This is a genomic window from Rhodococcus sp. Ni2 (genome assembly GCF_021352185.1).
Lineage (GTDB): Bacteria > Actinomycetota > Actinomycetes > Mycobacteriales > Mycobacteriaceae > Rhodococcus_F > Rhodococcus_F qingshengii.
In genome coordinates this window covers 32631-57087 of the sequence record NZ_WOXZ01000001.1, presented here as the reverse complement: position 1 = coordinate 57087, position 24457 = coordinate 32631, and the positions used below count along the sequence as shown (strand labels likewise).

22 protein-coding genes and 1 tRNA gene are annotated in these 24457 nt (G+C 62.2%); 13 read left to right on the top strand and 10 right to left on the bottom strand.

Features of this window, described 5'->3' with window-relative positions; translation table 11 throughout:
• Window positions 1–14 precede the first annotated feature (14 nt).
• Window positions 15–908 carry a 3-hydroxyisobutyrate dehydrogenase gene (gene mmsB / locus GN300_RS00260; protein ID WP_003941308.1) on the top strand — a complete coding sequence of 298 codons (894 nt, stop codon included), beginning with the start codon at window positions 15–17 and terminating at the stop codon, window positions 906–908.
• A complete protein-coding gene (locus tag GN300_RS00255; protein WP_063316885.1) occupies window positions 908–1684 on the top strand; it encodes an enoyl-CoA hydratase in 777 nt (258 codons plus the stop codon). Before mmsB ends, GN300_RS00255 begins: the two co-directional genes overlap by 1 nt.
• A gap of 77 nt (window positions 1685–1761) precedes the next feature.
• Here GN300_RS00255 and GN300_RS00250 read toward each other — a convergent pair whose 3' ends face one another.
• On the bottom strand, window positions 1762–2295 hold the full coding sequence (locus GN300_RS00250; protein WP_020970065.1) for a MarR family winged helix-turn-helix transcriptional regulator: 534 nt from the start codon (window positions 2293–2295) through the stop codon (window positions 1762–1764).
• An 85-nt stretch (window positions 2296–2380) separates the two neighbouring features.
• On the opposite strand from GN300_RS00250, the gene mraY reads away from it, so the two are divergent.
• A complete protein-coding gene (gene mraY / locus GN300_RS00245; RefSeq protein ID WP_003941316.1) occupies window positions 2381–3457 on the top strand; it encodes a phospho-N-acetylmuramoyl-pentapeptide-transferase in 1077 nt (358 codons plus the stop codon).
• Here mraY and GN300_RS00240 read toward each other — a convergent pair.
• A complete protein-coding gene (locus GN300_RS00240) occupies window positions 3454–4722 on the bottom strand; it encodes a multidrug effflux MFS transporter (RefSeq protein ID WP_042445586.1) in 1269 nt (422 codons plus the stop codon). The genes mraY and GN300_RS00240 overlap by 4 nt on opposite strands.
• A gap of 233 nt (window positions 4723–4955) precedes the next feature.
• Here GN300_RS00240 and GN300_RS00235 point away from each other — a divergent pair.
• Window positions 4956–5026 (top strand) — tRNA-Cys (locus GN300_RS00235).
• 159 nt (window positions 5027–5185) lie between these two features.
• Entirely contained in the window at window positions 5186–6481 is a 1296-nt protein-coding gene (gene dcm / locus GN300_RS00230) for a DNA (cytosine-5-)-methyltransferase (protein WP_063316884.1), read from the top strand.
• A gap of 82 nt (window positions 6482–6563) precedes the next feature.
• On the opposite strand, the gene GN300_RS29630 is transcribed toward dcm, so the two are convergent.
• Window positions 6564–6689, bottom strand: a complete 126-nt coding sequence (locus GN300_RS29630; protein WP_255246884.1) for a hypothetical protein — start codon at window positions 6687–6689, stop codon at window positions 6564–6566.
• A 394-nt stretch (window positions 6690–7083) separates the two neighbouring features.
• The gene (locus GN300_RS00225) at window positions 7084–7731 is read right to left on the bottom strand and encodes a TetR/AcrR family transcriptional regulator (protein WP_003941289.1); all 648 of its coding nucleotides are present in this window, start codon (window positions 7729–7731) and stop codon (window positions 7084–7086) included.
• A gap of 97 nt (window positions 7732–7828) precedes the next feature.
• Here GN300_RS00225 and GN300_RS00220 point away from each other — a divergent pair, with 97 nt between their 5' ends.
• Both GN300_RS00220 and GN300_RS00215 read left to right on the top strand, forming a co-directional pair.
• Window positions 7829–9619 carry an amidohydrolase family protein gene (locus tag GN300_RS00220; protein WP_063316883.1) on the top strand — a complete coding sequence of 597 codons (1791 nt, stop codon included), beginning with the start codon at window positions 7829–7831 and terminating at the stop codon, window positions 9617–9619.
• Entirely contained in the window at window positions 9616–10461 is an 846-nt protein-coding gene (locus GN300_RS00215) for an alpha/beta fold hydrolase (protein ID WP_063316882.1), read from the top strand. Before GN300_RS00220 ends, GN300_RS00215 begins: the two co-directional genes overlap by 4 nt.
• A gap of 72 nt (window positions 10462–10533) precedes the next feature.
• On the opposite strand, the gene GN300_RS00210 is transcribed toward GN300_RS00215, so the two are convergent.
• The 3 genes from GN300_RS00210 to GN300_RS00200 are packed head-to-tail and all read right to left on the bottom strand — an operon-like array spanning window position 10534 to window position 13632.
• Window positions 10534–11673 carry a sulfotransferase gene (locus GN300_RS00210; RefSeq protein WP_007726163.1) on the bottom strand — a complete coding sequence of 380 codons (1140 nt, stop codon included), beginning with the start codon at window positions 11671–11673 and terminating at the stop codon, window positions 10534–10536.
• A 7-nt stretch (window positions 11674–11680) separates the two neighbouring features.
• Window positions 11681–12463 (bottom strand): SDR family oxidoreductase, encoded by a 783-nt coding sequence (locus GN300_RS00205; protein ID WP_007726165.1) that lies wholly within the window; start codon window positions 12461–12463, stop codon window positions 11681–11683.
• A 2-nt stretch (window positions 12464–12465) separates the two neighbouring features.
• Complete coding sequence (locus GN300_RS00200; protein WP_058037045.1) at window positions 12466–13632, bottom strand: hypothetical protein; 1167 nt, start codon at window positions 13630–13632, stop codon at window positions 12466–12468.
• A 116-nt stretch (window positions 13633–13748) separates the two neighbouring features.
• On the opposite strand from GN300_RS00200, the gene GN300_RS00195 reads away from it, so the two are divergent.
• The 5 genes from GN300_RS00195 (at window position 13749) to GN300_RS00175 (ending at window position 19117) form a co-directional block, all read left to right on the top strand.
• Window positions 13749–14684: a helix-turn-helix domain-containing protein gene (locus GN300_RS00195; RefSeq protein ID WP_063316881.1), complete on the top strand. Its 936-nt coding sequence runs from the start codon at window positions 13749–13751 to the stop codon at window positions 14682–14684.
• A gap of 143 nt (window positions 14685–14827) precedes the next feature.
• Window positions 14828–15754: a sulfate adenylyltransferase subunit CysD gene (gene cysD, locus GN300_RS00190; RefSeq protein WP_063316880.1), complete on the top strand. Its 927-nt coding sequence runs from the start codon at window positions 14828–14830 to the stop codon at window positions 15752–15754.
• Window positions 15754–17598, top strand: a complete 1845-nt coding sequence (cysC, locus tag GN300_RS00185; protein ID WP_003941334.1) for an adenylyl-sulfate kinase — start codon at window positions 15754–15756, stop codon at window positions 17596–17598. Before cysD ends, cysC begins: the two co-directional genes overlap by 1 nt.
• Window positions 17595–18749 carry a 3'(2'),5'-bisphosphate nucleotidase CysQ gene (locus GN300_RS00180; protein ID WP_063316879.1) on the top strand — a complete coding sequence of 385 codons (1155 nt, stop codon included), beginning with the start codon at window positions 17595–17597 and terminating at the stop codon, window positions 18747–18749. The genes cysC and GN300_RS00180 overlap by 4 nt, the downstream gene beginning before the upstream one ends.
• On the top strand, window positions 18746–19117 hold the full coding sequence (locus GN300_RS00175; RefSeq protein WP_007726173.1) for a limonene-1,2-epoxide hydrolase family protein: 372 nt from the start codon (window positions 18746–18748) through the stop codon (window positions 19115–19117). Before GN300_RS00180 ends, GN300_RS00175 begins: the two co-directional genes overlap by 4 nt.
• A 9-nt stretch (window positions 19118–19126) precedes the next feature.
• On the opposite strand, the gene GN300_RS00170 is transcribed toward GN300_RS00175, so the two are convergent.
• Window positions 19127–20278 carry a N(5)-(carboxyethyl)ornithine synthase gene (locus tag GN300_RS00170; RefSeq protein WP_007726175.1) on the bottom strand — a complete coding sequence of 384 codons (1152 nt, stop codon included), beginning with the start codon at window positions 20276–20278 and terminating at the stop codon, window positions 19127–19129.
• 233 nt (window positions 20279–20511) lie between these two features.
• Window positions 20512–20889: a MarR family winged helix-turn-helix transcriptional regulator gene (locus GN300_RS00165; protein WP_003941367.1), complete on the bottom strand. Its 378-nt coding sequence runs from the start codon at window positions 20887–20889 to the stop codon at window positions 20512–20514.
• Window positions 20890–20974: 85 nt separating this feature from the next.
• On the opposite strand from GN300_RS00165, the gene GN300_RS00160 reads away from it, so the two are divergent.
• Window positions 20975–22504, top strand: coding sequence for an MFS transporter (locus GN300_RS00160; protein ID WP_063316878.1), 1530 nt, complete (start codon window positions 20975–20977; stop codon window positions 22502–22504).
• Window positions 22505–22577: 73 nt separating this feature from the next.
• On the opposite strand, the gene GN300_RS00155 is transcribed toward GN300_RS00160, so the two are convergent.
• Window positions 22578–24455 carry an FAD-dependent monooxygenase gene (locus tag GN300_RS00155; protein ID WP_063316931.1) on the bottom strand — a complete coding sequence of 626 codons (1878 nt, stop codon included), beginning with the start codon at window positions 24453–24455 and terminating at the stop codon, window positions 22578–22580.
• Window positions 24456–24457 lie beyond the last annotated feature (2 nt).

Below are 24457 nucleotides of genomic sequence, written 5' to 3'. Positions count from 1 at the left end.
AAGGAGCATCACTAATGAGCACCATTGGATTTATCGGACTCGGTCACATGGGTGGCCCGATGGCGGCCAATCTTGTCAAGGCCGGACACAAGGTCGTCGGTTTCGACCTGGCACCTGCGGCGCTGGAGCAGGCAGTCAAAGACGGTGCATCGGTGGCGGATTCGGCGGTCGACGCCGTTCGCGGTGCCGACGTCGTGATCACGATGCTGCCGAGCGGTAAGCACGTTCTGGGTCTGTACGAAGAGCTGCTGCCGGTGGCAACACCGGGCACCCTGTTCATCGACTGTTCCACCATCGACGTCGCCGACGCCCGCGAGGCACACGACAAGGCCGAAGCGGCCGGTCACCGCAGCGTCGACGCTCCGGTCTCCGGTGGAGTCGTCGGGGCTACCGCAGGCACGCTGGCATTCATGGTCGGCGGTTCCGAGGCTGACTTCCAAGCCGCGTCACCGTTGCTGGACGTGATGGGCCGCAAGGTCGTTCACTGCGGCGACGCCGGTGTCGGCCAGGCAGCCAAGATCTGCAACAACATGATCCTCGGCATTTCGATGATCGCGATCAGCGAGGCGTTCGTGTTGGGCGAAAAGCTCGGCCTGAGCAACCAAGCGCTCTTCGACGTGGCGTCCAACGCCTCGGGACAGTGCTGGGCACTGACCACCAACTGCCCGGTTCCGGGACCTGTGCCCACCAGCCCGGCCAACAACGACTACCAGCCCGGCTTTGCTGTTGCACTGATGGACAAGGACCTGGGTCTGGCAGCAAATGCGCTGCGCAACAACGGCGTCGATGCAGAGATCGGACTCAAGGCAGCCGAACTCTACAGTCGCTTCCATGCCGCGGGCGGTGGCGGTCAGGACTTCTCTGCCATCATCAACGACATCCGTGACCGTTCGACCGAAGGACAGTAGTGACCGGCTTCAACACCATCATCCTCGAGCGTAAGGGTCGCGTCGGCGTCATCACGCTCAACCGCCCGAAGGCTCTCAACGCGCTGAACTCCGAGCTGATGAACGAGGTCGTCGCCGCGGTTGCCGACCTCGAGGCGGACAACGGCATCGGAGCCATCCTGATCACCGGTTCCGAGCGCGCCTTCGCCGCCGGTGCCGACATCAAGGAAATGCAGTCCAAGACGTACATGGACGCATACGTCGAGGATTTCTTCACCCCGTGGGATCGCGTCGCAGCAGCTCGTAAGCCGCTGATCGCCGCCGTCTCCGGATACGCGCTCGGTGGTGGCTGCGAGCTTGCGATGCTCTGCGATTTCATCATCGCTTCGGATACCGCGAAGTTCGGCCAGCCCGAGATCAAGCTCGGTGTCATTCCGGGTATCGGTGGCTCGCAGCGCCTTACGCGCGCCGTGGGCAAGGCCAAGGCCATGGAGCTGTGCCTCACCGGCCGCAACATGGACGCAGAAGAAGCCGAACGTGCAGGCCTGGTTGCCCGGATCGTTCCGGCCGCCGATCTGCTCGACGATGCCTTGAAGACCGCAACCACCATCGCCGAGATGTCGCTGCCGATTGCGATGATGGCCAAGGAAGCAGTCAACCGCTCCTTCGAGACCACCCTCGCCGAGGGCGTCCGCTTCGAGCGTCGGGTGTTCCACTCGACCTTCGCGACGGAGGATCAGAAGGAAGGCATGACCGCGTTCGTGGAGAAGCGGTCGGCAGAATTCAAGCACCGCTGAATTTCAACAGCGCTGAAACTGCCCTCACACTCGTCGAGAGTGTGAGGGCAGTTTGTTTGTGTGTACGGGTGGTCGGTTCACCACTTGGTCGGTGCGCCGCCGGTGTCGAAGTCACCCGCAGTCTTGCGAAGTTCAGTGAGGATCGTCACCAATTGCTCGAGCTTGTCCTGCTGGAGTCCGGGGTGAGCGAACACCTTGCTGTTGAGCATTTCGGTCGCTTCGAGGGCCAGTGCGCGACCGGCGTCCGAGATCTCGATGAGCGTTGCACGGCGATCGCTGGGATGCGGGACCCGCCTGACCAACTCCGCTTTCTCCAAACGGTCGACGGCATTGGTGACGCTGGTGGGGTGAACCTGGAGTCGGGCACTTGCCTTGGCCATCGGGAGTGCGCCCGACCTGGTGAAGGTGAGAAGCGTCAGCAGTTCGTAGCGGGCGAACGTCAGCCCGAGAGGCTTGAGTACCTCTTCGACCCGCGCCATCATGATCTGCTGCGCACGCATCACCGACGTGACCGCAGCCATACCGTCGGCGACGTCGCTCCAACCGTGCTTCGTCCACTGACGATGCGCCTCTTCGATGGGGTCGAGGGGGAGCGGCGCGGGGGGAGACATAAGTTCGATCATCCCATGCTGGCAAGCGGTCGGGTGCCTTGTCTGATTGTGTGTCGCAGCCGCTTACGTCTGTAGAGTCCCACGGGTGATTTCAATCCTCGTAGCGGGTGGCGTCTCGTTGTTCGTCGCGCTCTTCCTGACTCCGTTTCTCATTCGTGTGCTTTCGCGGCAGGGGCTCGGGCACGAGATTCGGATCGAGGGTCCGCAGAGTCATCAGGGCAAGCGTGGCACCCCGTCGATGGGCGGGATCGCGATCATCGCCGGTATGTGGGCGGGCTACCTGGCGGCACACATCATCGGATTCGGCTCGCGGCTACCGCGGCTGTCTGCATCCGGTTGGCTGGTTCTCGCGCTCGCCACGTCACTGGGAATCGTCGGCTTTCTCGACGACTTCATCAAGATCCGTAAGAAGCGCAATCTCGGGCTCAACAAGACAGCGAAGACCGTCGGTCAGCTGGCGAGTGCCATCATCTTCGGCATTTTGTTCCTGCAGTTCTCCAACAACAACGGAGTCACTCCCGGAAGCCAGTACCTGTCCCATGTTCGTGACATCTCGGTGTTCTCCATGGGTGCCATCGGCTTTGTGGTCTTCTTCTGCATTCTGGTGTTCGCCTGGTCCAACGCCGTCAATTTCACCGACGGCCTCGACGGTCTCGCGGCCGGTTCGATGGGCATGATCCTGGGGACCTACGTCGTCATCGCCGGTTGGCAGTACCGGAACTCGTGTGTCCTCGAGCCTGCCGCCGGTTGCTACGACGTTCGTGACCCTCTCGATCTAGCGATCGTCGCTGCCGCAGCAGGCGGGGCGTGCCTCGGCTTCCTCTGGTGGAATGCCGCCCCGGCTCAGATCTTCATGGGCGACACCGGCTCCTTGGCACTCGGCGGCCTGGTTGTCGGCCTGTCCGTCACGACGCACACCGAGCTGCTGATGGTCATCATCGGCGCCCTGTTCGTCGCTGAGATCCTGTCGGTGATCATCCAGGTTCTGGTCTTCCGATCGTCCGGTCGACGCGTATTCAAGATGGCCCCGATCCATCATCACTTCGAGTTACTCGGTTGGCCGGAAACCGTCGTGATCGCAAGATTCTGGATCTTCGTCGCGATCTCGTGCGTCCTGGGACTTGCCACCTTCTACAGCGAGTGGTTCTCCGCTGCCGGTTAGACCGATTCACTCTTTCGGGTCGTAGCCAGAAGAGCGATCAGACCGAGCGACACACACGCCGTCATCGTGACGGCCAGGGCTGTGCTCGTGTTTCCCAGTAGGCCGACGGCCGGCGCGATGGCCGCACCGACGCCGAACTGGAATGCACCGAGCATTGCGGCGGCAGTACCGGCCGCTTCGCCGTGACGAGCGAGCGCCAGTGCCGGGGCGTTGGGCAGAACGAACCCGATGGCACCGGCCATGACCCACAGTGCGATCACGAATCCGGCGAGCCCGCCCAGTTCCAGGACCGCGACAGCAATGACGACGGCCCCGGAGACAACGGCAGCCACGAGGGCCCACTTGGTGATCTGCTGGGGAGTCCACCGATCGAGCAGTCGGACGTTGACCTGCGAAGCGCCGATCAACGCAATCGCGCCCGCACTGAAGAGCAGCGCGAACTCCTGTTGATTGAGGCCGTACTGATCTTGATAGACAAACGACGCGCCCGAGACATACGCGAACAACGACGCCATGCCGACGCTGGAGACGAGCGTGAGGACCATGAACGTGCGGTCGCCGAGCAGCGAACCGTAGGTACGGAGAACCGACGTCAATCCGCTCGGGCGACGCTTTTCCTTCGGCAATGTTTCGGACAGTCCGAACGCACCGATCATCGCTGTGCCGACGCCGATCAGTGCCAGGACGACGAAGATCCCGCGCCAGTCGAGGGCGACGAGGAGGGCGCCACCGATGCTGGGCGCCAGGATCGGCGCAACGCCGAGCACGAGCATCAGCCGGCTCATCACGACGGCAACGGTGTTACCGCTGTAGAGGTCGCGGACGATCGCCATGGTGACCACTGCCGCGGCCGCCGCGCCCATGCCCTGGAAAACCCGCAGGATGCCGAGGACAGCGATGCTCGGTGCGAAGACCGCCAGCAGCGAAGCCAGGATGTGCACACCGATCCCGGCGAGCAGCGGCTTCTTGCGGCCGAGAGTGTCCGAGAGCGGCCCGACCAACAGCTGTCCGAGTGCGAGGCCGATGAGGGTTCCGGTGATCGTCAGCTGAACCGTTGACGACGAGACTCCGAGATCGGCACCGATATCCGGCAGCGCGGGCAGGTACATGTCGATGGTGAAGGGTCCGAGTGCAGTCATGGAACCGAGGGCAAGAATCTTCCCGACGCTCGGCTTACGGTCGATACTGCTCGTTTCCAGCGGGGCTGCCTTCACGGGCGGGGCTGCCTTCACAAGCGGGGCGATGGCGGTGTTCTCGGCACTCATGAAACCTTCTGGGTTGTCTTGGTCTGGCGAACTGCTCGGTCGTTCGGTCGAAAGTCGGGCCGCAATCGAATGACCTGCGCCCACCGAGGGAGTCAGCATCGAGACTGACCGATTTGTTCCCGAAGGGCTCACGGTTTTCCCAGAGACTGGAACAGTTGGTGGGATTGCACTCGAATCATGCTGAGCGGAACTGTGGTTCGGCGCCGCGACTCGGGGCAGAGTTACTCACTGACGCGGGTGTGGCTGAGTGGCTAGGCACCGGCCTGCAAAGCCGTTCACACGGGTTCGAGTCCCGTCATCCGCTCGTGTCGGAGACCGGCAGGCATATCGCCTGCCGGTCTCTCTTGTGTGGTCCTGGTTCGCGGGGTTGGCTGCGATAGTCTGGGCTGCCGGAGCGAGCGGACCACATGAGTGAGGCACTGAATTGATTTCGGGACAGGACCTGCGATCGCGGCGCTTGCACGTGGGGATCAGTCAGTTCCAGTTCGCCCGCCAGGCGGGAGTCTCGTCAGCAGTCGTCTCCGCGTGGGAACTCGACAAGGCATATCCGAAGCCACCGGTTGAGCGAGCAGTCCTCACGGCCCTCTCGGCGTTGGAAGCGGCCAAGCGTGAGGGCACGTACGCGGCCCCCCGGAAGCGGTCGAGCGGTAGTACCCGTGCGCGTCGAGCGACACCGGTCAACGACCCCGCCTCGGTGGCCAGGCGTGCGGTCGCGGGGGCAGGAAACGGTGGCCCCACCGTATTGACGGCGTTCTCCGGTTGTGGCGGTATGGCCGAAGGCTTTCGGATGGCGGGGTTTTCGGTGGAGGGATACATCGAAGTCGTGCCGGAGGCGCGCGCGACCTTCGATCGGAACTTCCCCGGCGCGAAGTGCCTCGGTGAGGACATCCGGGCGATCGACGAAGCCCGGGTGAAAGATCTTCTGGCACAGGTGAATATCGATGTGTTGGCCGGGGGGCCGCCGTGTCAGGGTTTCAGTCTCGCCGGCCGGCGAGACCGCGACGATCCGCGTAACCATCTCTTCCGGAACCTACTCGAGCTCGCCGATCTGGTGAGGCCGAAGGTCGTGGTGATGGAAAATGTTCGGCTGCTGCTGAGCATGAAAGACCCGGACGGTGGGATGGTCGTCGACCGGATTCTCGGCGAGATGGCTGCATGCGGTTACGACGCGTCGGTCAACACGGTCAATGCGCAGGATTACGGCGTCCCGCAGTTCCGGGAACGAGTGTTCATCGTGGCGACCCGCCGCGACAGTGGTATCGGGCCGCTGCGTTTCCCGCCGAAGACTCACGGCGTGAATGATGTTGCGCCGCTGAGGACTTTCCGCGACGCCACCGTCGATCTGGCCCCGCTGGAATCCGGGCAGGCCTGCGAGACGGACCCGCTGCACTGGGCCGTCGAACATCCCGAGCACGTCTTGCGGTGGCTGCGTGATGTACCGGAAGGAATGTCGGCTCACGACAACGAAGATCCGGCCATGCGACCGTCGTCCGGATACAACACGACGTACAAGCGCCTCCGGTGGGACGAGCCGGCGTCCACGGTCGGAACCACTTTCGGGATGATCTCGGCTTCACGCAACGTGCATCCGAAACACACGCGATCGTTGACCGTTCGAGAAGCTGCTCGCCTCCAGACCTTTCCCGACGACTACGTCTTCGAGGGTAAGTGGGGAGCGGTGCGCACGATGATCGGCAATGCGGTGCCGCCGCAGCTGGCGTCGGTACTGGCAGGAGAGATCAAGAAGGCACTCGGCTGAGATAGGGCACCGACGGAAAATGGGGCCGACGATGTCGGCCCCATTTCGAGTTACGCCCTGGCAGGGGTGTGGTCCAAGCGAATCAGCTGAGGTTGAGCTTGGCGATCAACGGCTGGACGACCTTGATGATGTCGATGACGGCGCTGAGGGTGTTGATGGAACCCATGTTTCGGTCCTCCGTGTCGTATGTACAGGTTTGTATGTACAAGGTTGTGTCTGCGTGGTGTTTCTGTACGACCTTGTGTCGCAGACACAAGTTAGCAAACTGGACGCTTGTTTGGGTCGAAATGACCGCTTTGCGCTGAGGTTGCTGAAAAGTTCACGGATTGTTCAGGAACGTAAACAAAAAACAGGCCGGACTCCCCGAAGTCCGGCCTGTCGATGACGCTTTGCGATCAGCTGAATGCCGAAAGTGCGCTGATGAGGCCGATGCCCGCAACTGCGACCTTGAGGACACTCAAGACGTCTTCGAGCTTGACACCCTCGGGCAATACGTTTTCGACAGACTCCATGTTGGATCCTTCATGTGTTGGGGTCGTGGTCCAGTGCCACTGCAAGCAAGATACCCAATCGTGACCACCTGTGAAACCCCGGCACGAAGATCACAGTTGTGTTGCGCCGGACTCACTGGCCGTCGCGACAACGGTGGCTGCCACTATTTGCTCCACGCTGATGCCCGCTGCCGGTAGGCAGTGGTAGAAGATTCGTTCGCAGAGGTCGACCATTTCGCCTCGCTCGAGCGTCGGCTCGTCGATCCAGTTGACGACGATTTCCTCCATGAATGCCTGCCACCCGGCGATTGTCGCCTCCACGGTCGCATTCGATTCGATGCCTAGATTCGTCAGCGCAGCGACGATCCACGTGGTGAAAGTGCGGCGCATGCCTCGGTAGATCGTGCGCATTCGAACGTCGCCACTGCCGGCCATACGCATCACGGCGAGGTAAATGGTGGGGTGCTCGATAACGGCGTCGACGAATGTCTCGATACCTGAGCGCAGCTGGGACGTGATGGGTAGCTCGGGATCCGGTCGCATTCGATCTTCGAGATCGGCCGAGGCGGCCTCGAGGATGGCGTTCTGGAAACCCTTCTTGTTCTTGAAGTAGTGGAACAGCAGTGGCGGCGAGACACCGGCCTCGGCTGCGACGCGATCCATCGACAGTTGGTCGAAAGGCTCGGTCCGCAGCATCTGTACTGCCACCTCGAGGATTTGCCTCTGACGGTCTTCGGGGGAGCGGGGGACTGCAGCCATTCCGTCATCTTATGTATTGGTTCGAAAGGTTCATTGACTTTTACTCAACGCTGTCTATAACGTGAGGTAACACATACGTGAGGCGAGGAGTCCGACAGTGTCTGCTTTCGACATCGTGGTCAACGACGGGTTGTGGTTCGACGGGACGGGGGCTCCAGGTCTGCGTCGTAATCTCGGAATTCGAGACGGCGTGGTCGCGGAGGTGTCCACGACGCGCCTCGAGATCGGGCCGGACACAGAAGTGATCGACGCGGCCGGCAAATGGGTTCTCCCCGGCTTTGTCGACGTCCACACGCACTACGACGCCGAAGCCTTGGTCAGTCCAGGGCTTCCGGAATCGGTTCGCCACGGCGTCACGACGGTCGTGCTCGGCAATTGCTCGCTGTCGACGGTGTATTCGACCCCGCGCGAGATCGCGGATCTGTTCAGCCGGGTCGAAGCAGTTCCCCACGACGCGGTGCTGCGCATCCTCGAAGCGAACAAGACCTGGACCGGTCCCGCGGCGTACACCGCCGCCCTCGAAGCCCTTCCCCTCGGACCCAATGTCGCGGCCTTCATCGGTCATTCCGACATCCGCACGCACGTACTCGGACTGGGGCGCGGCACCGACAAGAAGGTCAAGCCGACTCGCTCGGAACTCGGCCGGATGGGCTCGATGCTCGAGGATGCCATCGACGCTGGGATGCTCGGCCTGTCGTCGATGACCAATGCCCTCGACAAGATCGACGGCGACGAATATCGTTCTCGCTCTTTGCCGTCGACGTATGCACGGTGGAAAGAGTTCCGATTCCTCAACCGCATCCTTCGCGATCGCGGCAAGATCTTGCAGAGCGCTCCGACCATCAACCTGCATCCGAACGTCGCGGCGTTCTTCGCCGAAAGCTCCGCGATCGGACGCAAGAAGCCGCTCAAGACGTCGCTGCTCTCCGGTGCGGATTCGAAGGCCTACCCGGTGATCGTGTACTTCATGCTCGCTGCGGCCCCACTGCTCAATCGCTTCGCCAAGACCGATTTCAAGTGGCAGCACCTTCCGGTTCCCTTCACCGTCTACGCGGATGGAATCGACCTGGTCGTGTTCGAGGAGTTCGGTGCCGGCGCCGCCGCTTTGCACCTCAAGGACCAGGTGGAGCGCAACGAACTGCTCCAGGACGAGTCGTACCGTCGCGCATTCCGTAAGGACTACGACAACAAGTTCTCACCCCGCATCTGGCATCGCAATTTCTACGATGCGGTCATCGTGGGATGCCCGGACGAGACGTTGATCGGCAAGAACTTCGGTCAGGTCGGTGACATCCGCGGAGTGCACCCGGTGGACGCGTACCTCGACCTGGTGGTGAAGTACGGGCGAGATCTTCGCTGGCGCACCACCATTGCCAATCACCGGCCCAAGTTCGCGAAGAAACTCGCCGCGAGTTCCGGTGTGCAGATGGGCTTCGGCGATGCCGGCGCACATCTGCGCAACATGGCGTTCTACAACTACCCCGTGCGGCTCCTCAAGCGCGTCAAGGACGCTCAGAGTGACCGCAAGCCGTTCCTCACCATCGAGCGCGCAATCCATCGACTGACCGGCGAACTGGCGGACTGGTACGGCATCGACGCCGGACATCTGCGCCAGGGTGACCGCGCGGACTTCGTTGTCATCGACCCGGCCGGGCTCGACGAGTCGGTCGACGGGTTGTTCGAGGCAAACGTGCCCGAGTACGGCGGGATCAGCCGGATGGTCAACCGCAGCGACGACGCAGCGGTCGCTACGGTGATCAACGGCCGACTCGTCTACCGCGACGGCGAATTCGCCCCCGGATTCGGAATCGAAAAGACAGGTCAGTTCCTGCGTGCCGGTGAGAAGGCTCCGGTTACCAGGGCCGCGAAGACTAGCGTGGCGCTATGACTACACCGGCGGATCGCCTCACCTCGTACTCCCGGACCGGGCTGACCTTCGACGTACGCGACGAAGGTCCGGCAGACGGTCCGGTGGTGGTTCTCCTGCACGGATTTCCGCAGGATTCGAGCTCGTGGGATCAGCTCGCACCGCTACTGCACGACCGCGGCTTCCGGACCGTCGCACCGGATCAGCGAGGGTACTCACCCGGCGCGCGGCCGAAAGCGCGCTGGGCGTACCGCGGGTCCGAACTCGCCGCCGACACTGTCGCGCTGATCGACGCACTCGGGGTGGGCAAAGTGCACCTGGTCGGCCACGACTGGGGTGCCGCAGTCGCATGGCAGGTGGCCGCCGAACGGCCGGACTTGCTCGATACCGTGACCGCGGTGTCGGTTCCGCACCCACTGGCGTTCATCAAGGCGATGGTGACCAGCACACAGGGACTGAAGTCGTGGTACATGGGGGCGTTCCAATTGCCCTTCGTCCCCGAGAAGATTCTGTCCTCCACGTCGGCGGGTGAAAAGTTCCTGATTTCGAGCGGGCAGACGCCGGAGAACGCGCGGCGCGATCTGAACGCCATGCTGGCTCCCGGTCGGCTACGCGGCGGTCTGAACTGGTACCGCGCGATGTGGATGACCAAGCCGAACCCCGCAACTGCCAGGGTCACCGTGCCGACCCTGCACGTCTGGAGTGACGGCGACGCCGCCATCGGACCCAAGGGGTCTGCGCTCACCCCCGCGTTTGTCGACGGTCCGTACCGGTTCGAAGTTCTCCGGGGTGTGAGCCACTGGATCCCCGACGAGGCGCCGACGGAGTTGGATCGGTTGCTCGGTGAGCATTTCAGCAGCTGACCGAGTTTCGTACTGAAGCCCCCGCCGTTCGGCGGGGCTTCAGTTGTCAGCAAGGTCGTCGACCAACCGTGGTCAGCGAGCTCCGAATCGCTCTTCCACCTGCTCCTTCGTCAGGCCGAACTCCTCGAGCGTGTACTTGTGCGACGGTTTGCGAGCACCGGAGCGGCTTTCCTCGTGCATTGCCTCCATCGACTGCTGCGCAGTAGATGTCAACGGAATGTCGAAGTGCGTGTAGATATTCTCGACGGTTCCCAGCGGATCGGTGACGAAGTCCTGATAGTCGACGTCGATGAACTGTGCGGGATTGTGGTGTGCGCGTGCACTGTCGAACTGCTCGAGCCCCCTGGCCCACAATTCGAGCTGACTTTCGCCGATCACCTTGTCGGTGAACGTGTTCGACCAACCCTCTGTCGCCTGGGCGGCCAGGCTGCATACCGACGGAATGATCGTCGTAGGGGAGCGGTGAGTCTGAATGACGAGCGCGTCGGGGTACGCCTCCATCAATTCGTCGAGCGCGAACAGGTGGCTCGGGTTCTTGAGGACCCACCGTCGATCCTGATCGGGCAGACCGATCAGCTGCAGGTTCTTCTTGTGTCGTGCATAGGCGTTCGACCACTCCTGGTCCTTCAGCCATGCGGAGTACGTGGGTAGATTGGCCAGACACTCGTACGACACGGACTTGAACGTCTGACGCAAGAGTTGCCAACATTCTTCGACTTCGCTGGCCGACATGTAGTGCACGCCCATGAATTCGGGATGCTCGACGTGGTGTTGACCGAATGTCTCCTCGATCTTGGCGAATACCGGGTTCGATTCCCACGTATCGCGAGGCGGGCGAGGCTGAGGGAACTCGGTCAGCCACATCTCGAGGCCCTGGTGAGCCGGGTCGACCGTGAGGAGGCGGTGCAGGGCAGTGGTGCCCGTCCGTGGCAATCCGGTGACGAAGATCGGCCGCTCGATCTTGACGTCGGCGTGTTCCGGATGCTCCTTCCACGCCGATTCGCTGAGCAGACGGGCCACCAGGGCGCCGCGAAGGAATACCCGAGAGATCTTGCTGCCGAAGGGCGTCAGATCCTCGTCGCGGTCGTAGGACTCGAGCAGGACCGACAGAGCTTCGGTGTAATCGTCGACGCCGAAGTCCGTCAGTCCGGTCATCCGTGTCGCCGAGGCGTGGAGATCCTCGACGGTGCCGACGTGAGTGCGTTCAGTCATGGTGCTCCTAGTGATGGAATTCGCCGCAGTTGACGTCGATGCATTGGCCGGTGATCGCGCTGGCCATCGGGGACGCCAGGAAGATCGCCGCATCGGATACTTCATCCGTCGTCGGCAGGCGCTTGAGGTCGGTGTTCGACGCAGTGTGCTCGTAGATCTGCTCGACAGTCATGCCGAACTTCTCCGCCTGGTGCGCGAAGTATCCCTTGAGGGTGTCGCCCCAGATATAGCCGGGTGCAATCGAATTGACACGAATTCCCTGCGGGCCGAGTTCGGTGGCCAGGGACTGCGACATGGCGAGCAGGGCCGACTTCGCCATCTTGTAGCTGCCGTAACGCTCTTGCGAATGCCGCAACACCATCGAATTGATGTTCACCACGGAGCCGTCCGACTCGGCAAGTGCCGGCGTGAACAGCTGAGTCAGGCGCAACGCCCCGAGAACGGTCAGTTCGATGCTGTCGCGGATGTGCTGGTAATCGGTGCGAGCCAACGGTTTCATCGACGGAATCGAGAATGCATTGTTGATCAGAGTGTCCACTTTGCCGTAGGCGGCAATGGACTCGGCCACCAGATTCTCGGCGGAAGCCTGGTCGGTGATGTCGGTGGCAACGGTGACGGCGCGCCCACCGGCATCGACTATTTCCTTCGCAACGTCGTCGAGTCGCGATTGCGTACGTGCTGCGAGAACAAGACTCGCGCCGGCCGACGCACATCGAAGGGCCAGAGCGCGGCCGAGTGCCGGGCCGACTCCGGAGATGACTACTACACGGTCTTCGAGCAAGGCGGTCATGATTACCCCAGCATTCGGTTGTCGATGGCGGCCTGGCGCTGGGCAATGCGTGCTGCCCAGTCCTCGGCGGTGATGGCGTTGGTGTCGAAATGCGGCAGGTGCTTCGCAATATCTGCGACGGCGACGATGTCGACGGTGGGACCGTCCTGCGGCGTCAGCTCGCGGGACACGCGCTGCCAACGGAACTGCAGAATGCCGCGCGGATGTCCGACGGTTTCGATCCAGTTGGTGACACCGGGGTTCTTCTCGCTGACCACCATTCGGACCATCCCGTCCGGATCGACCTGGGCCTGGCCGTTGTTGAGGGAGGTCTGATGATTGACGTAGTCCAGTGAGATGTACCAGAGGCTCCCGAGTTGGAAGCCGAGATACGGTGCGTCGGAGGCGGGAACGGTGATGATCATCGCCTGCTCGTCGGTGAGTTCGTAATGTCCCACCGACGAGTACTGCGTTGCCAGCCCGCCCGGTGTCAGGCGTGGTTCGGTCATGGTGTTGACCGTGAGCTTGAGGTAGAACCACTCCGGGAACTGGAGCCACGTCTTGACCCGCGTGACCAGTGCCTTCCCAGCCCGGGCGTAACGCTTCTCGGTCTCTTCGGCGGTGAGAGGTGGCGGCGCTATCCCGATCGAATCGGTGCGCTCGATGCGGATCACACCGCGCTGCTGACTCCAGTCGCTGTAGACCTCGCGAACAACCAGCTGCGAGGATCCGGGCGCCAGGGTGTAGTAGTTGGCTCGGCCGTCGGCAGGGCCGGGGCCGAACCAAGCGACGAAGTTACCGTCGTCGTCTATCTCCAGCTCGCGGTCGTCGAAGGCGATTTCGCTGCCGGGAACGTTCGAGTTGGTGTAGTTCCCACTCAACACCTGGAAGCTGAGATCGGCTGTGGTGCCGCGCTTTCCGGTGACCTTGTATTCCTTGTCGTCGTTGATTCGGGCGCCGAAGTACAGAGTGTCGGGGTTGTCGAGGCCCATCTTGGTGAATGGTCCGGTGCCCTGGATGAAACTCGGATGGGTCTTTTCGCCGGCCCAGGCGGCATGCGTCGTCGCGATGATTCCGCCGGCCAGATATTGGTATCCCTCCAGTAGATCCTGTTCGGATCTGATGTGCGGCGCAGTCTCGATCAATTTCTCGGCTTCGGCGATCGCCTCGGCAAACGGGTCCGTCAGCACGCTGGCTCCTCACAGTTCCGACTATGTCGCCGGTCCAGAGCGTCGTGGTACAAATATGTACCTATTTGGTAGATGTTGGGTATTTCGACAATAGAACGCGTTCTAGGGAGTGGTCAATGGGTGGACCGGAGAAGACGCCTGAAGAGGGACGCCCGAAGGGGAGACAATCGCCTCCCACCGAACGGGTGGTTCAGGTGCTCGACTACCTCGTCGGTCGCCCTGATCAGCGGTTCGGGCTGTCGGAACTGGCCCGCGCGCTCGAGATCAGCAAGCCCACCTGCTTGGGAATCCTCACGGCGCTGGCTGATCGTGGATACCTGACTCGGGACGAGGTGTCGAAGACCTATGGGCTCGGTCCGGCCTTGATCGCGGCCGGACGTGCAGCTCAGCGAGGATTTGCCGTCGGACCCATTGCCCGCACCCATCTGGAGAAAGTGAGCACGGAGTTCGGGACGACGTGCACGGCGTCCGGTGTGATCGGTGATCAGATCAGCGTTCTCGAAGTGACCGGACCGATCGGCGCGCGTCGCGCTGCCAAGGTCGGTCAGGTGTACCCGTTCGCTCCGCCGGTCGGGCTGATGTACGTCCTCTGGGGTTCGGATCACGACATGGACAGTTGGCTGAGCAAAGAGCCGAGCCTGCCGGTGCGCTTGGATCGCGAGCGTCTGTGGAACGTGGTCCGCGAGTGTCGGGCTGCGGGGTATCTGGTCGAGAGTCTGGATCCCGTCGGGCAGCGACTGCACACGCTGATGGCGGGCGTTGCGACGCACGATCTTCCGCCGGAGGTGCGTGAACTGCTCGGTGAGATGGTCTCGAGCCTGGGCGAGAGGGTGTATCTCGGACGCGACATCAGCTCTGACGACGAGCATCCCGTCAGTCTCATCGCGGCCCCGACCTACGACGCCGAGGGGCATCAGGCCCTTGTGCTGACACTTTATGTGGGTGGGGCGATCACGGGCGCCGAGATCGAGCGCCGCGCCGCGGTGCTGGTTGCGGCGGCGGATGCGGTGACGGCGGAAGTTGGTGGCAGGAGTCCGGTTCGCGGTCTGTGACGTCTTATTGCCGGTCATTGACCTTTGGGTAGAACGAGTTCTATTCTGTGATTGCGTTCAATTTAGAACCAGTCCGGTACATAAATGTACCGATGCGGAAATGGTGTTCCGCACGGAGTACGTGATGCTCAGGAGCGAAAGACATGGCAACACTCCAGACCCCGCCCGCCTACGAGTTGTCGCATCTGCGAGCACTCGAAGCGGAGGCGGTCCATATTTTCCGCGAAGTCGCAGCGACTTTCGAAAAGCCGGTCCTCCTGTTCTCCGGAGGTAAGGATTCCGTCGTGATGCTGCACGTAGCGGCCAAGGCATTCTGGCCTGCCCCACTGCCGTTCGCTGTGATGCACGTCGACACCGGTCACAATTTCGACGAGGTGATCGAATTCCGCGACCAGACGGTCGATCGCTTCAACCTGCGTCTTGTCGTCTCCAGCGTGCAGGACGACATCGACGCCGGACGCGTCATCGAGGACACCGGAGTCGGTTCCAGTCGCAATCGCCTGCAGACGCACGCGTTGCTGCGCGGAATTCGCGACAACAAGTTCGACGCCGTGTTCGGTGGTGCTCGCCGAGACGAGGAGAAGGCGCGCGCCAAAGAGAGGGTGTTCAGCTTCCGGGACGAGTTCGGGCAATGGGATCCGAAGGTGCAGCGACCTGAACTGTGGAACCTGTACAACGGCAAACACCGTAAGGGCGAACATATTCGGATCTTCCCGCTCTCCAACTGGACAGAGCTCGACATCTGGCAGTACATCGAGAGCGAGCAGATCGACCTCCCCGGCATCTACTACGCCCATCGTCGCGAGGTGGTTCCACGCGACGGAATGTTGTTGGCACGCAACCGTTTCCTCGAGCTTCGCGCCGGCGAAGAGTCCTACGAGGCGTTGGTGCGCTTCCGTACGGTCGGCGACGCAACGTGTACCGGATGTGTCGAATCGTCGGCCGAAACACCGGGCGCTGTCGTGGAAGAAGTTGCGGCGAGCCGTATCACGGAGCGTGGCGCAACCAGAGCTGATGACCGGATTTCCGAAGCTGGCATGGAAGATCGTAAGAAAGAGGGGTACTTCTGATGCCGCAACTGCTGAGAGTCGCTACAGCGGGCAGTGTCGACGACGGAAAATCGACACTCATCGGCCGGTTGCTCTACGACTCCAAGTCGATCTTCGAGGACCAACTCGAGGCCGTGGAACGGAGCAGTCGAGAACGCGGCGACGAGTACGCCAACCTCGCGCTACTGACCGACGGATTGCGCGCCGAGCGTGAACAGGGCATCACGATCGACGTGGCCCACCGGTATTTCGCGACCCCTCATCGGAAGTTCATCATTGCGGACACTCCCGGGCACGAGCAGTACACCCGCAACATGGTGACCGGCGCGTCGACGGCCGATCTTGCCCTGATCCTGGTGGATGCTCGCAAAGGGGTGCTCGAACAGACGCGGCGGCACGCCTTCTTGTCCACTCTCCTGGGGATACCGCACCTCGTGCTGTGTGTGAACAAAATGGACCTCGTGGGCTGGTCTCAGGAACGGTTCGAGGAGATCAAGGAAGAATTCCGACAGTTCGCGATCAAACTGGACGTCCACGACCTGACGTTCATTCCGGTCTCGGCGCTGTTGGGGGACAACATCGTTGCCCGGACCGAGAACATGTCCTGGTACGACGGGCCTTCTCTGCTGCACCATCTCGAGCAGGTGCACATCGCGTCGGATCGCAATTTGATCGACGCGCGTTTCCCGGTGCAGTACGTGATCCGTCCGCAGAAGCAGACCGACGCCGACCTCCACGATTTCCGTGGATACGCCGGAACGGTGGCCAGTGGCGTCTTCAAGCCCGGCGACGAAATCGTGGCTTTGCCTTCAGGATTCACCTCGACGGTGAAGGCAGTCCACGGGCCGGGCGGTGACGTGATCGACGAAGCGTTTGCGCCCTCGGCCGTATGCATCGAGCTGACCGACGACCTCGACGTCAGCCGCGGGGACCAATTGTGTCGGCTCAACAACCGGCCGCAGGTCGGGCAGGAAATCGATGCGATGGTCTGTTGGTTGACCGAACAGACAACTCTGTCGGAGAACAATCGCTACTCGTTGCTGCACACCACGCGCTCCACGAAAGCGCAGATCGTCAAGCTCGACTACCGGCTGGACGTCAATTCTCTGCACCGCGACGAGAAGGCAGAATCTCTGTCCCTCAACGAGATCGGCCGCATCTCGATCAAGACGCAGCAGCCGTTGATGTTCGATCCCTACCGCCGCAACCGCGTGACGGGCAGCTTCATTCTCGTGGACGAGACCACGGGCAATACCGTCGCCGCCGGAATGATCAATGGTCCGACACTCAAGGAATCGCGCGTCGTCTGGCACAGTTCGGAGGTTTCTCGCGAGGAACGTGCGACTGCCGGCGCCACCGTCTGGCTCACCGGTCTCTCGGCCTCGGGTAAGTCGACGATCGCGGTGGAACTCGAGCGGCGGTTGGTGGCCGCGGGTATCCCGGCGTACCGCCTCGACGGCGACAACCTCCGGCACGGATTGAACGCGGATCTGGGATTCAGTGCCGATGACCGCGCCGAGAACGTCCGCCGAGTCGGCTCGGTGGCGCAGTTGTTCGCTGATTCAGGTGCAGTGGCAGTGGCCTGCCTGATAAGCCCGTACCGCGAAGATCGTGATCGAGTGCGGGCGGCGCACGAGGCCGCCGGGCTGAAGTTCGTCGAGGTCTACGTCGACACCCCGATCGAGCAATGTGAAGCCCGAGACCCCAAGGGCATGTACGCCAAGGCCAGGGCCGGGGAAATCACGGGATTCACCGGAGTCGACGATCCCTACGAAGCTCCGACAAGTCCCGAGTTGGTGATCAGACCCGAAGACGGAACGCCTACCGAACTTGCGCTGCGAATTATGGAAGTGTTGGACCGGTGAGCGAATCCACACACAGCAGAATCGCCGACGAGGCACTCGCGGCGGAATTGGCGCAGGCCGCCGGTGCGATCCTCCTGGGGATCCGAGCCGAGGGTCTTGGTGTCGACGGCGGTCGTGAACTGGGTCGCCGGGGCGACAAGGCCGCCGATTCCTACATCCTCGACCGGTTGGCTGCCGAGCGGCCGGGCGATGCCGTGCTCTCTGAGGAATCTGCCGACGATCGCAGTCGTCTGGATGCAGCTCGGGTCTGGATCATCGATCCGCTGGACGGCTCCAAGGAATACGGCTTGCCGAATCATGCGGATTGGGCAGTGCACGTGGCGCTTTGGGAGCGCGGTAGCGGAATTACCGCAGCCGCGGTTGCTCAGCCGGCGCTCGGAGCGGTGTACTCCAGTGGCGACGAGGCAGCTTCGGTTGCCGCCAACTCGCCGCTCCGCGTAGTAGTCAGCGGATCGCGACCACCCGCATTCACCGAAGCGGTGGCAGCCGAACTCGGCGCCGACGTGGTGCACATGGGATCGGCCGGCGCCAAGGCGATGGCGGTGGTGCGCGGCGAGGTCGACGCGTACCTGCACGCCGGTGGGCAGTGGGAATGGGATTCGGCTGCACCCGTCGGCGTCGCACAGGCGGCGGGACTGCATTGCAGCCGCATCGACGGTTCGCCGCTGCTCTACAACGAATCTCATCCGTACCTGCCGGATCTCGTGATCTGCCGACCTGAGTTGTCGGAGTCGATCCTGGGCGCAATTGCCAAGCACTCCACGGAGTGTGCGGTCAGCGGACGCGTCGCCATGGCGCGTGAATACGTGAACGCATTGCTCACTCATGACGCAACGAAGGTCCGCTTCGCCGCCGACGCCTGGCGGGTCGAGAACGGTCAGCGAACCGGTGACAGCGGCGCCTTCATCAGCAACGAGCTCGAACAAGGCCAGCAATATCGCGGAATCGTGGCGATACGTGAACTCGCGCTGCGTGAGTGGGGCGAGAGCGTAGTAGCCCGGTATCTGCTCGACCTCGGAACACCCGGCCAGGCACCGGCCGTCACGGTTTTCGTGACCGAGTACTTCGGGATACCGGCAGGCGAGATCGAAAGCATCCTGGCAATCATCGAACCCCACGAAGACGATTCGAAAGAGGCTGGAACACAATGACATCGGACAAACTGATCACCGATTTCTGTGCGCTGTGGGCAGACGCCGATGTTGCAAAGATCGTCGACTACTTCACCGATGACGTCGTTTATCACAACATCCCGATGGAGCCCGTGGTCGGTCGCGAGGCCGTCCGGGCGTTCATCGAGCAGTTTGTCGGTGCCTTCGGCAACATCGACTTTCAGATCAAGCGTCAGGTCGCGGACGGCAACACCGTCATGAACGAGCGCGTCGACGTCTTCACCATCAACGGCGCCGAGGTAGCGCTCCCGGTCATGGGGGTGTTCGAAGTCGAGGACGGAAAGATCAAAGCCTGGCGCGACTATTTCGACATGGCGCCGATCAATGCGGCAGCCGGCCAGGCCTGATCGGGGCGCCTACTCCGCGATGACAGCGTGCGGGTAGTCCGACGAGCGGTGCTGGAAACGCGTAATGGCGGGATTCACGATGACGCCGTCACGGATTTCGATGGCGCGGTCGACGGTCTCGTCTGCCTTCCAGGCCGTCTCTCCTGCCATCACAGTGGGCAGGTAGGGAAGAAGTGATTCGCTGATCTCCCACGACGCGGAGTTCCACAGGTACGACGGGCTGTGATCGACGCCGTAGTAAGTGATGTTGTCGCCGACGATGAAGGTCGGATCCGCGAACGAGGTGGGACGAGCCCAGCTGAACCCCATGCCTTCGTCGCACGAGACGTCGACGATGAGGCTGCCGGGTTGGAAGTCCATGAGATCTTCCTCGGTCAGGAACGTCAGTGGGGCGTCCGTGTTCTGCAGTACGCAGTTGACGACGATGTCGTGCTCGGCCAAGAAACCGGGCACCGGCACGCTGTGGTTGTCGAGCATGACGTGGCTGCCACGGACGTCACCGTTGTTGTTGTCGAACGAGACCATGCGCGCCGAGTGGATGGGGGAGCTGACGGCGGTGACTCCACGCTGGGTGAGGACGTCCACTTCGTGGATACCGTGCGCCTTGAGTGCTGTGACCGCGCCGCGTGCAGTGGCTCCGAAACCGATCACGGCAGCGGTGAGACGCCGGCCGTAGTCACCGGTGGAACCGATCAACTGCAGGGCGTGCAGTACCGAACAATAACCGGCGAGCTCGTTGTTCTTGTGGAACACATGCAGATTGAACGATCCGTCGCTGTGCCAGAAGTTCATGGCCTCGAAGGCGATGAGAGTCAGTTTCTTGTCGATCGCGATCTGTGTCAGTTCGGTGTCCTGGACACAGTGCGGCCAGCCCCAGAGAACCTGACCTGACCGTAGTTCGGCGAGGTCACGCACCAACGGCTTCGGTAGCAGAACCACATCGGTTTCCGCCAAAATCTGCTTGCGCGTGCGGATTCCGGCAACGAGGCGCGAGAGGTAGTCGTCGGAGTAGCCGAAGGGGTGACCGTAGCCTTCTTCGAGGTAGATCCGAGAACGTAGTTCGGCATCGATGCGATCGAAATGCGCAGGATGGATCGGCAACCGGCGTTCTGCCGGTTTGCTCGACTGTCCGATGACTCCAAGGGTGCGTGCGTTGTTCAATTGTGTATCTCTCGATAGGAGCAGGTAGAGATGTCAGGCAGGAGCCTGAGGGACTAGCAGAAGCCGCAGGAACGCTGGCAGATTGCCTCGGCCAGGACCGCGTGAAAGCGTGCTGGCTGCGCTGCTGTCGATCGCCGACGGCAACAGAAAGGCGCGTCGGTATGTGCTCAGTCTAGTCCGGAACGGCCCTCGCCCGGTGGCCGGGCGCTGTGTTGTGCTCCGCTGACGTGTGGCTACTGCTCGCGCAGGCGTGAATCCAGTACGGCCAGTTGAATTTTGCTGGCGTCCGCGTGTACCTGACGTCCTTTGTCGGTGACGTCGACGAAGACTCCGCGCCGGTCGGCCTCGCACAGTGCTCGCTGAACCAGTCCGGCCTTCTCGAGACGGGCCACGCTACGGGAGAGCGCGCTGGGACTCAGGTACATCTCCGAGGCAAGCTCCTGCATGCGTGGACGTTCGCACGTGGCGTCCATGAGTCGGTCGAGAGCCTCGAAGTCGCTCATGCTCAGCCCATGCGCCGACTGCATCTGGCGATCGAGTTCGCACGCGATGTCGTTGTAGCTGGTCGACAGCGAGCGCCAGGTGTTGCGCAATTCGGATTCCGACGTCACGACCGCATTCTAGTTGAAGACTCGATTACGTGCAATTGCATTAAATGCTTGTGCATTATGTGCATGTGCATCTATTCTCGCTGACGTGACTTGCACAGACTCGACACTCAAACCATTCGATTCGCCGGACGCCCCGGTTTCTACGGAATCCTCGGATCCGGCCACAGGGGAGGGCTGGTCCCTCAAGCTGTGGGGCATCCTCGCGGTGCTCTGCCTCGTGTTGTTCCTCGACGGTCTCGATGTGTCGATGGTGGGCGTCGCGCTTCCGTCCATCGGCAATGAACTGGGCCTGTCCACTACCTCGCTGCAGTGGATCATCAACGGCTACGTCCTCGGATTCGGCGGCCTGTTGCTACTCGGTGGACGTACCGCCGATCTTCTCGGGCGCAGGAAGGTCTTCCTGATCGCACTGACCGTGTTCGCAATCGCCTCGCTGGTCGGTGGCCTTGTCGACAACGGAACACTGCTGATCGCATCACGATTCGTGAAGGGATTGGCCGCGGCCTTCACCGCTCCGACCGCAATGTCCATTCTCACCACGACGTTCAAGGAAGGTCCGGCCCGTAACCGTGCGCTGTCGGTGTTCTCCGTGTTCGGCGCCAGTGGTTACTCGTCCGGTCTGATCCTCGGTGGGCTGTTGACCAGTGCCGGTTGGCGATTCACGTTCCTGATGCCGGTTCCGTTTGCCGTCATCGCGCTGATCGGTGGGTACTTCCTCATTCCGCGGGACCGTCCCGCAGATACCGGGGGACACGATCTCGTCGGCGCCGTCACCCTGGTGACGGGAATGCTTCTCACGGTGTACACGATGGTTTCGGCTCCGACCCGTGGATGGGCACACCCGATGACGCTGGGTTCGTTCGCCGTCGCAGCCGTGCTTCTGGCGACGTTCTTCTTCGTGGAGAAGAAGGTGGCGCATCCGCTTGTGCGACTTGGGCTTCTGCGCGTCGGCACTATCGTTCGTGCAAATCTGGCCATCATCGCGCTCTTCGGTTCCTACCTGAGCTTCCAGTTCATGATGACGATCTTCCTGCAGTCGGCCCTCGGCTGGTCGCCCCTGAAGATGGCGATGGCACTGCTCCCCGCGGGCATCATCGTCGCCTTCGGATCACCGTTCGTCGGACGGCTGGTCGACCTGTACGGCAGTGCCAAGCTCATCATCGCGGCACTGACGTCGCTCAGCGTCGGGTACCTCTGGTTCCTCTTCGCGGGCAGCGATTCACCGTCGTACGTCGTGGCGATTCTGCCGAGCGTCATCCTGCTCGGACTCGGATTCGCGCTGGGGTACACCTCGATCATGGCCCAGGCCACCTCGGGTGTCGACGACTCGGAGCAGGGTTTGGCGTCCGGGCTGGTGAACACCTCCGCTCAGGTCGGTGCGGCGCTCGTGCTCGCTCTCACCACTGCCCTCGTAACCGCTGGATCGCACACCGCGTCCGGCGCCGGTACCGCCGGATTCGAGCAGTTCCATCCCGGACTGATCCTGGTTACCGGAGTCGCGCTGGTGGGCTTGGCGATCACCGTCTCGCCGCTGTTACGTGGAAGGTCGCAGCGGGGAAGATCCGTGCGTGAAATGCGCGCTGAGGAAGAAAAGGAATTGGCCGAGGTCAACTGAATACTCGCTTCATCCGCGAATGCGCTCGGCCGCGTAGGGGACAATCCTGCGCGGCCGAGTTGCTGTGTCTGAACTATCGCGTGGCAGATTTCAGGGCAGCGTCTTTCAGTGCTACGTCGAAGGTCGTCGACGTAGCTTGCGAACCGAGAATCAAGGCAAGGCGCGCCAACATGGCTTCGCGGTCGGACGGATCAGCCTGATCCAGTGCATTCGACAGTGCCAACCAGACGTGTTCGCGGTGGCCCTCGTCGTCGACCACCGCAGTTGTCGCCGACTGTGCCGTATCGAAGTGCGTCGGCGCAGTGCCGGCGGTGAGGTGTTTGGCCACGTCGTTCAATTGCGTGGGATCGCTGATGCGGCACAGCACCAATCCGTCGGGCCGAATCACGAAGATTTCGCCGACACGAGCGCCGAGGGCAGATGCGAGATTGCCTTCGGCATCGGGAACCGTGGAGTCGGTAGTTCCCACGGTGATCACGCGTACGGTTTCCGGTGCAAGGGCCTGAGCAAGGATTTCGGCTTGCGTGTCGAGTTCGGATACCAGCTCAGCTGACAGTCCGAAAGCCAGCAGGCCGAATCCAGTACCGCGCAGACTGTTCAAGGAGGTAGATGAACCGTCCGCCGAGACCTGGACGACCCTGTCTTCCAACGGATCGCCGGGTAGTACGCCCTCGGCGCCCGCAGCTGTCGGCCACGTCAGCGGGGAGAGCCGGGCGTGCGTCGCACTCGACTGGCGCGGGTTGATGAGGTGCGCGAATTCGCTTCGCTTGGTGGCGATTTCGAGTACGGCATCGCGGGTGGTCCGGTAGCCGTGACTTCCCGGCGACATGATGAGCGTCGACTTGCCTGCGTTGTCGACGTTCTGCTGCCACGCGCTGCGACGTTCCTTCGAATACGCGTCGAGGATGGTGGAATCGGCAGCTCCGTTGATGACGGCGGCTAGTTGCCACACCAAGGTCTCGGCGTCTTCCATGCCCGAGTTCAGGCCGCGAACACCGAAGATCGGAACGAGATGCGCGGCGTCGCCGGCAAAAAGCACACGGCCGTGAGTGAAATCTTCCAGAGCGAGTGCGTGGGCGCGGTAGAAGCCGAACCATTCCAGGGTCCAGGGGATGTCGCTCTGGAGCCATTCGAGGTGACGCGTGATGCGGTCACGGATGCGATCTTCTTGCGTCTCCGCTTCCGGATCGTCCGAGGCGTCGAGCTGGTAGTCGATGCGCCAGATGTCCCGTGGTTGGCGATGCATGATGATCGTGGACCCCGGGTTGCTGGGTGCGTCGAACCACACCAGGCGCTCGGCCGGGAGTTCCGATTCCCAATGAATGTCGGCAATGACGTAGTTGCCCTCGTAGCTGTTGCCCTGCAAGCGGATTCCGCTGAGTTCGCGCATCTTGCTGCGTCCACCATCGGCGGCAACGACCCACGCCGCGCGCAGTTCGCGGGTTCCGAACGCGGTGTCGACGGTCAGAGTCACCTCGTCGTCACCGACGGAGATGCCGGCGATCGACGACGACCAGTGGAAGTTCACCAGTGGGTGAGCGAGCAGCTTGTCGGTCATGATCTGCTCGAACTCTGATTGCGAGACGTTGACCATGGGTCCACGCGCGTCGTGCTCGGCGGATGCCATGCGGAACTGCAGTACTTCCTGATCGCGGTAGTAACTCCGACCACCCACCCACGGCAGAACGATGTCTTCGAGCTCGGCACCGAAGCCGAGGCGTTCGGCAACTTCGAGGCTGTGGCGTGACACGCAGATCGCGCGACTGCCGAACGAGACCTGATCGGCCGCTTCGAGAATCGTGACGGCAATGCCGCGCTGCGCCAAGCCCATGGCTACGCCCATGCCGACTGGGCCGGCTCCGACGATCACGACGGGAAGTGCGTCGGCCGAAGGCGCCAGGGAGGCGAAGTCCTCGGGTGCGTACTTCTTCGGATGAAAGTAGGTCGACATGG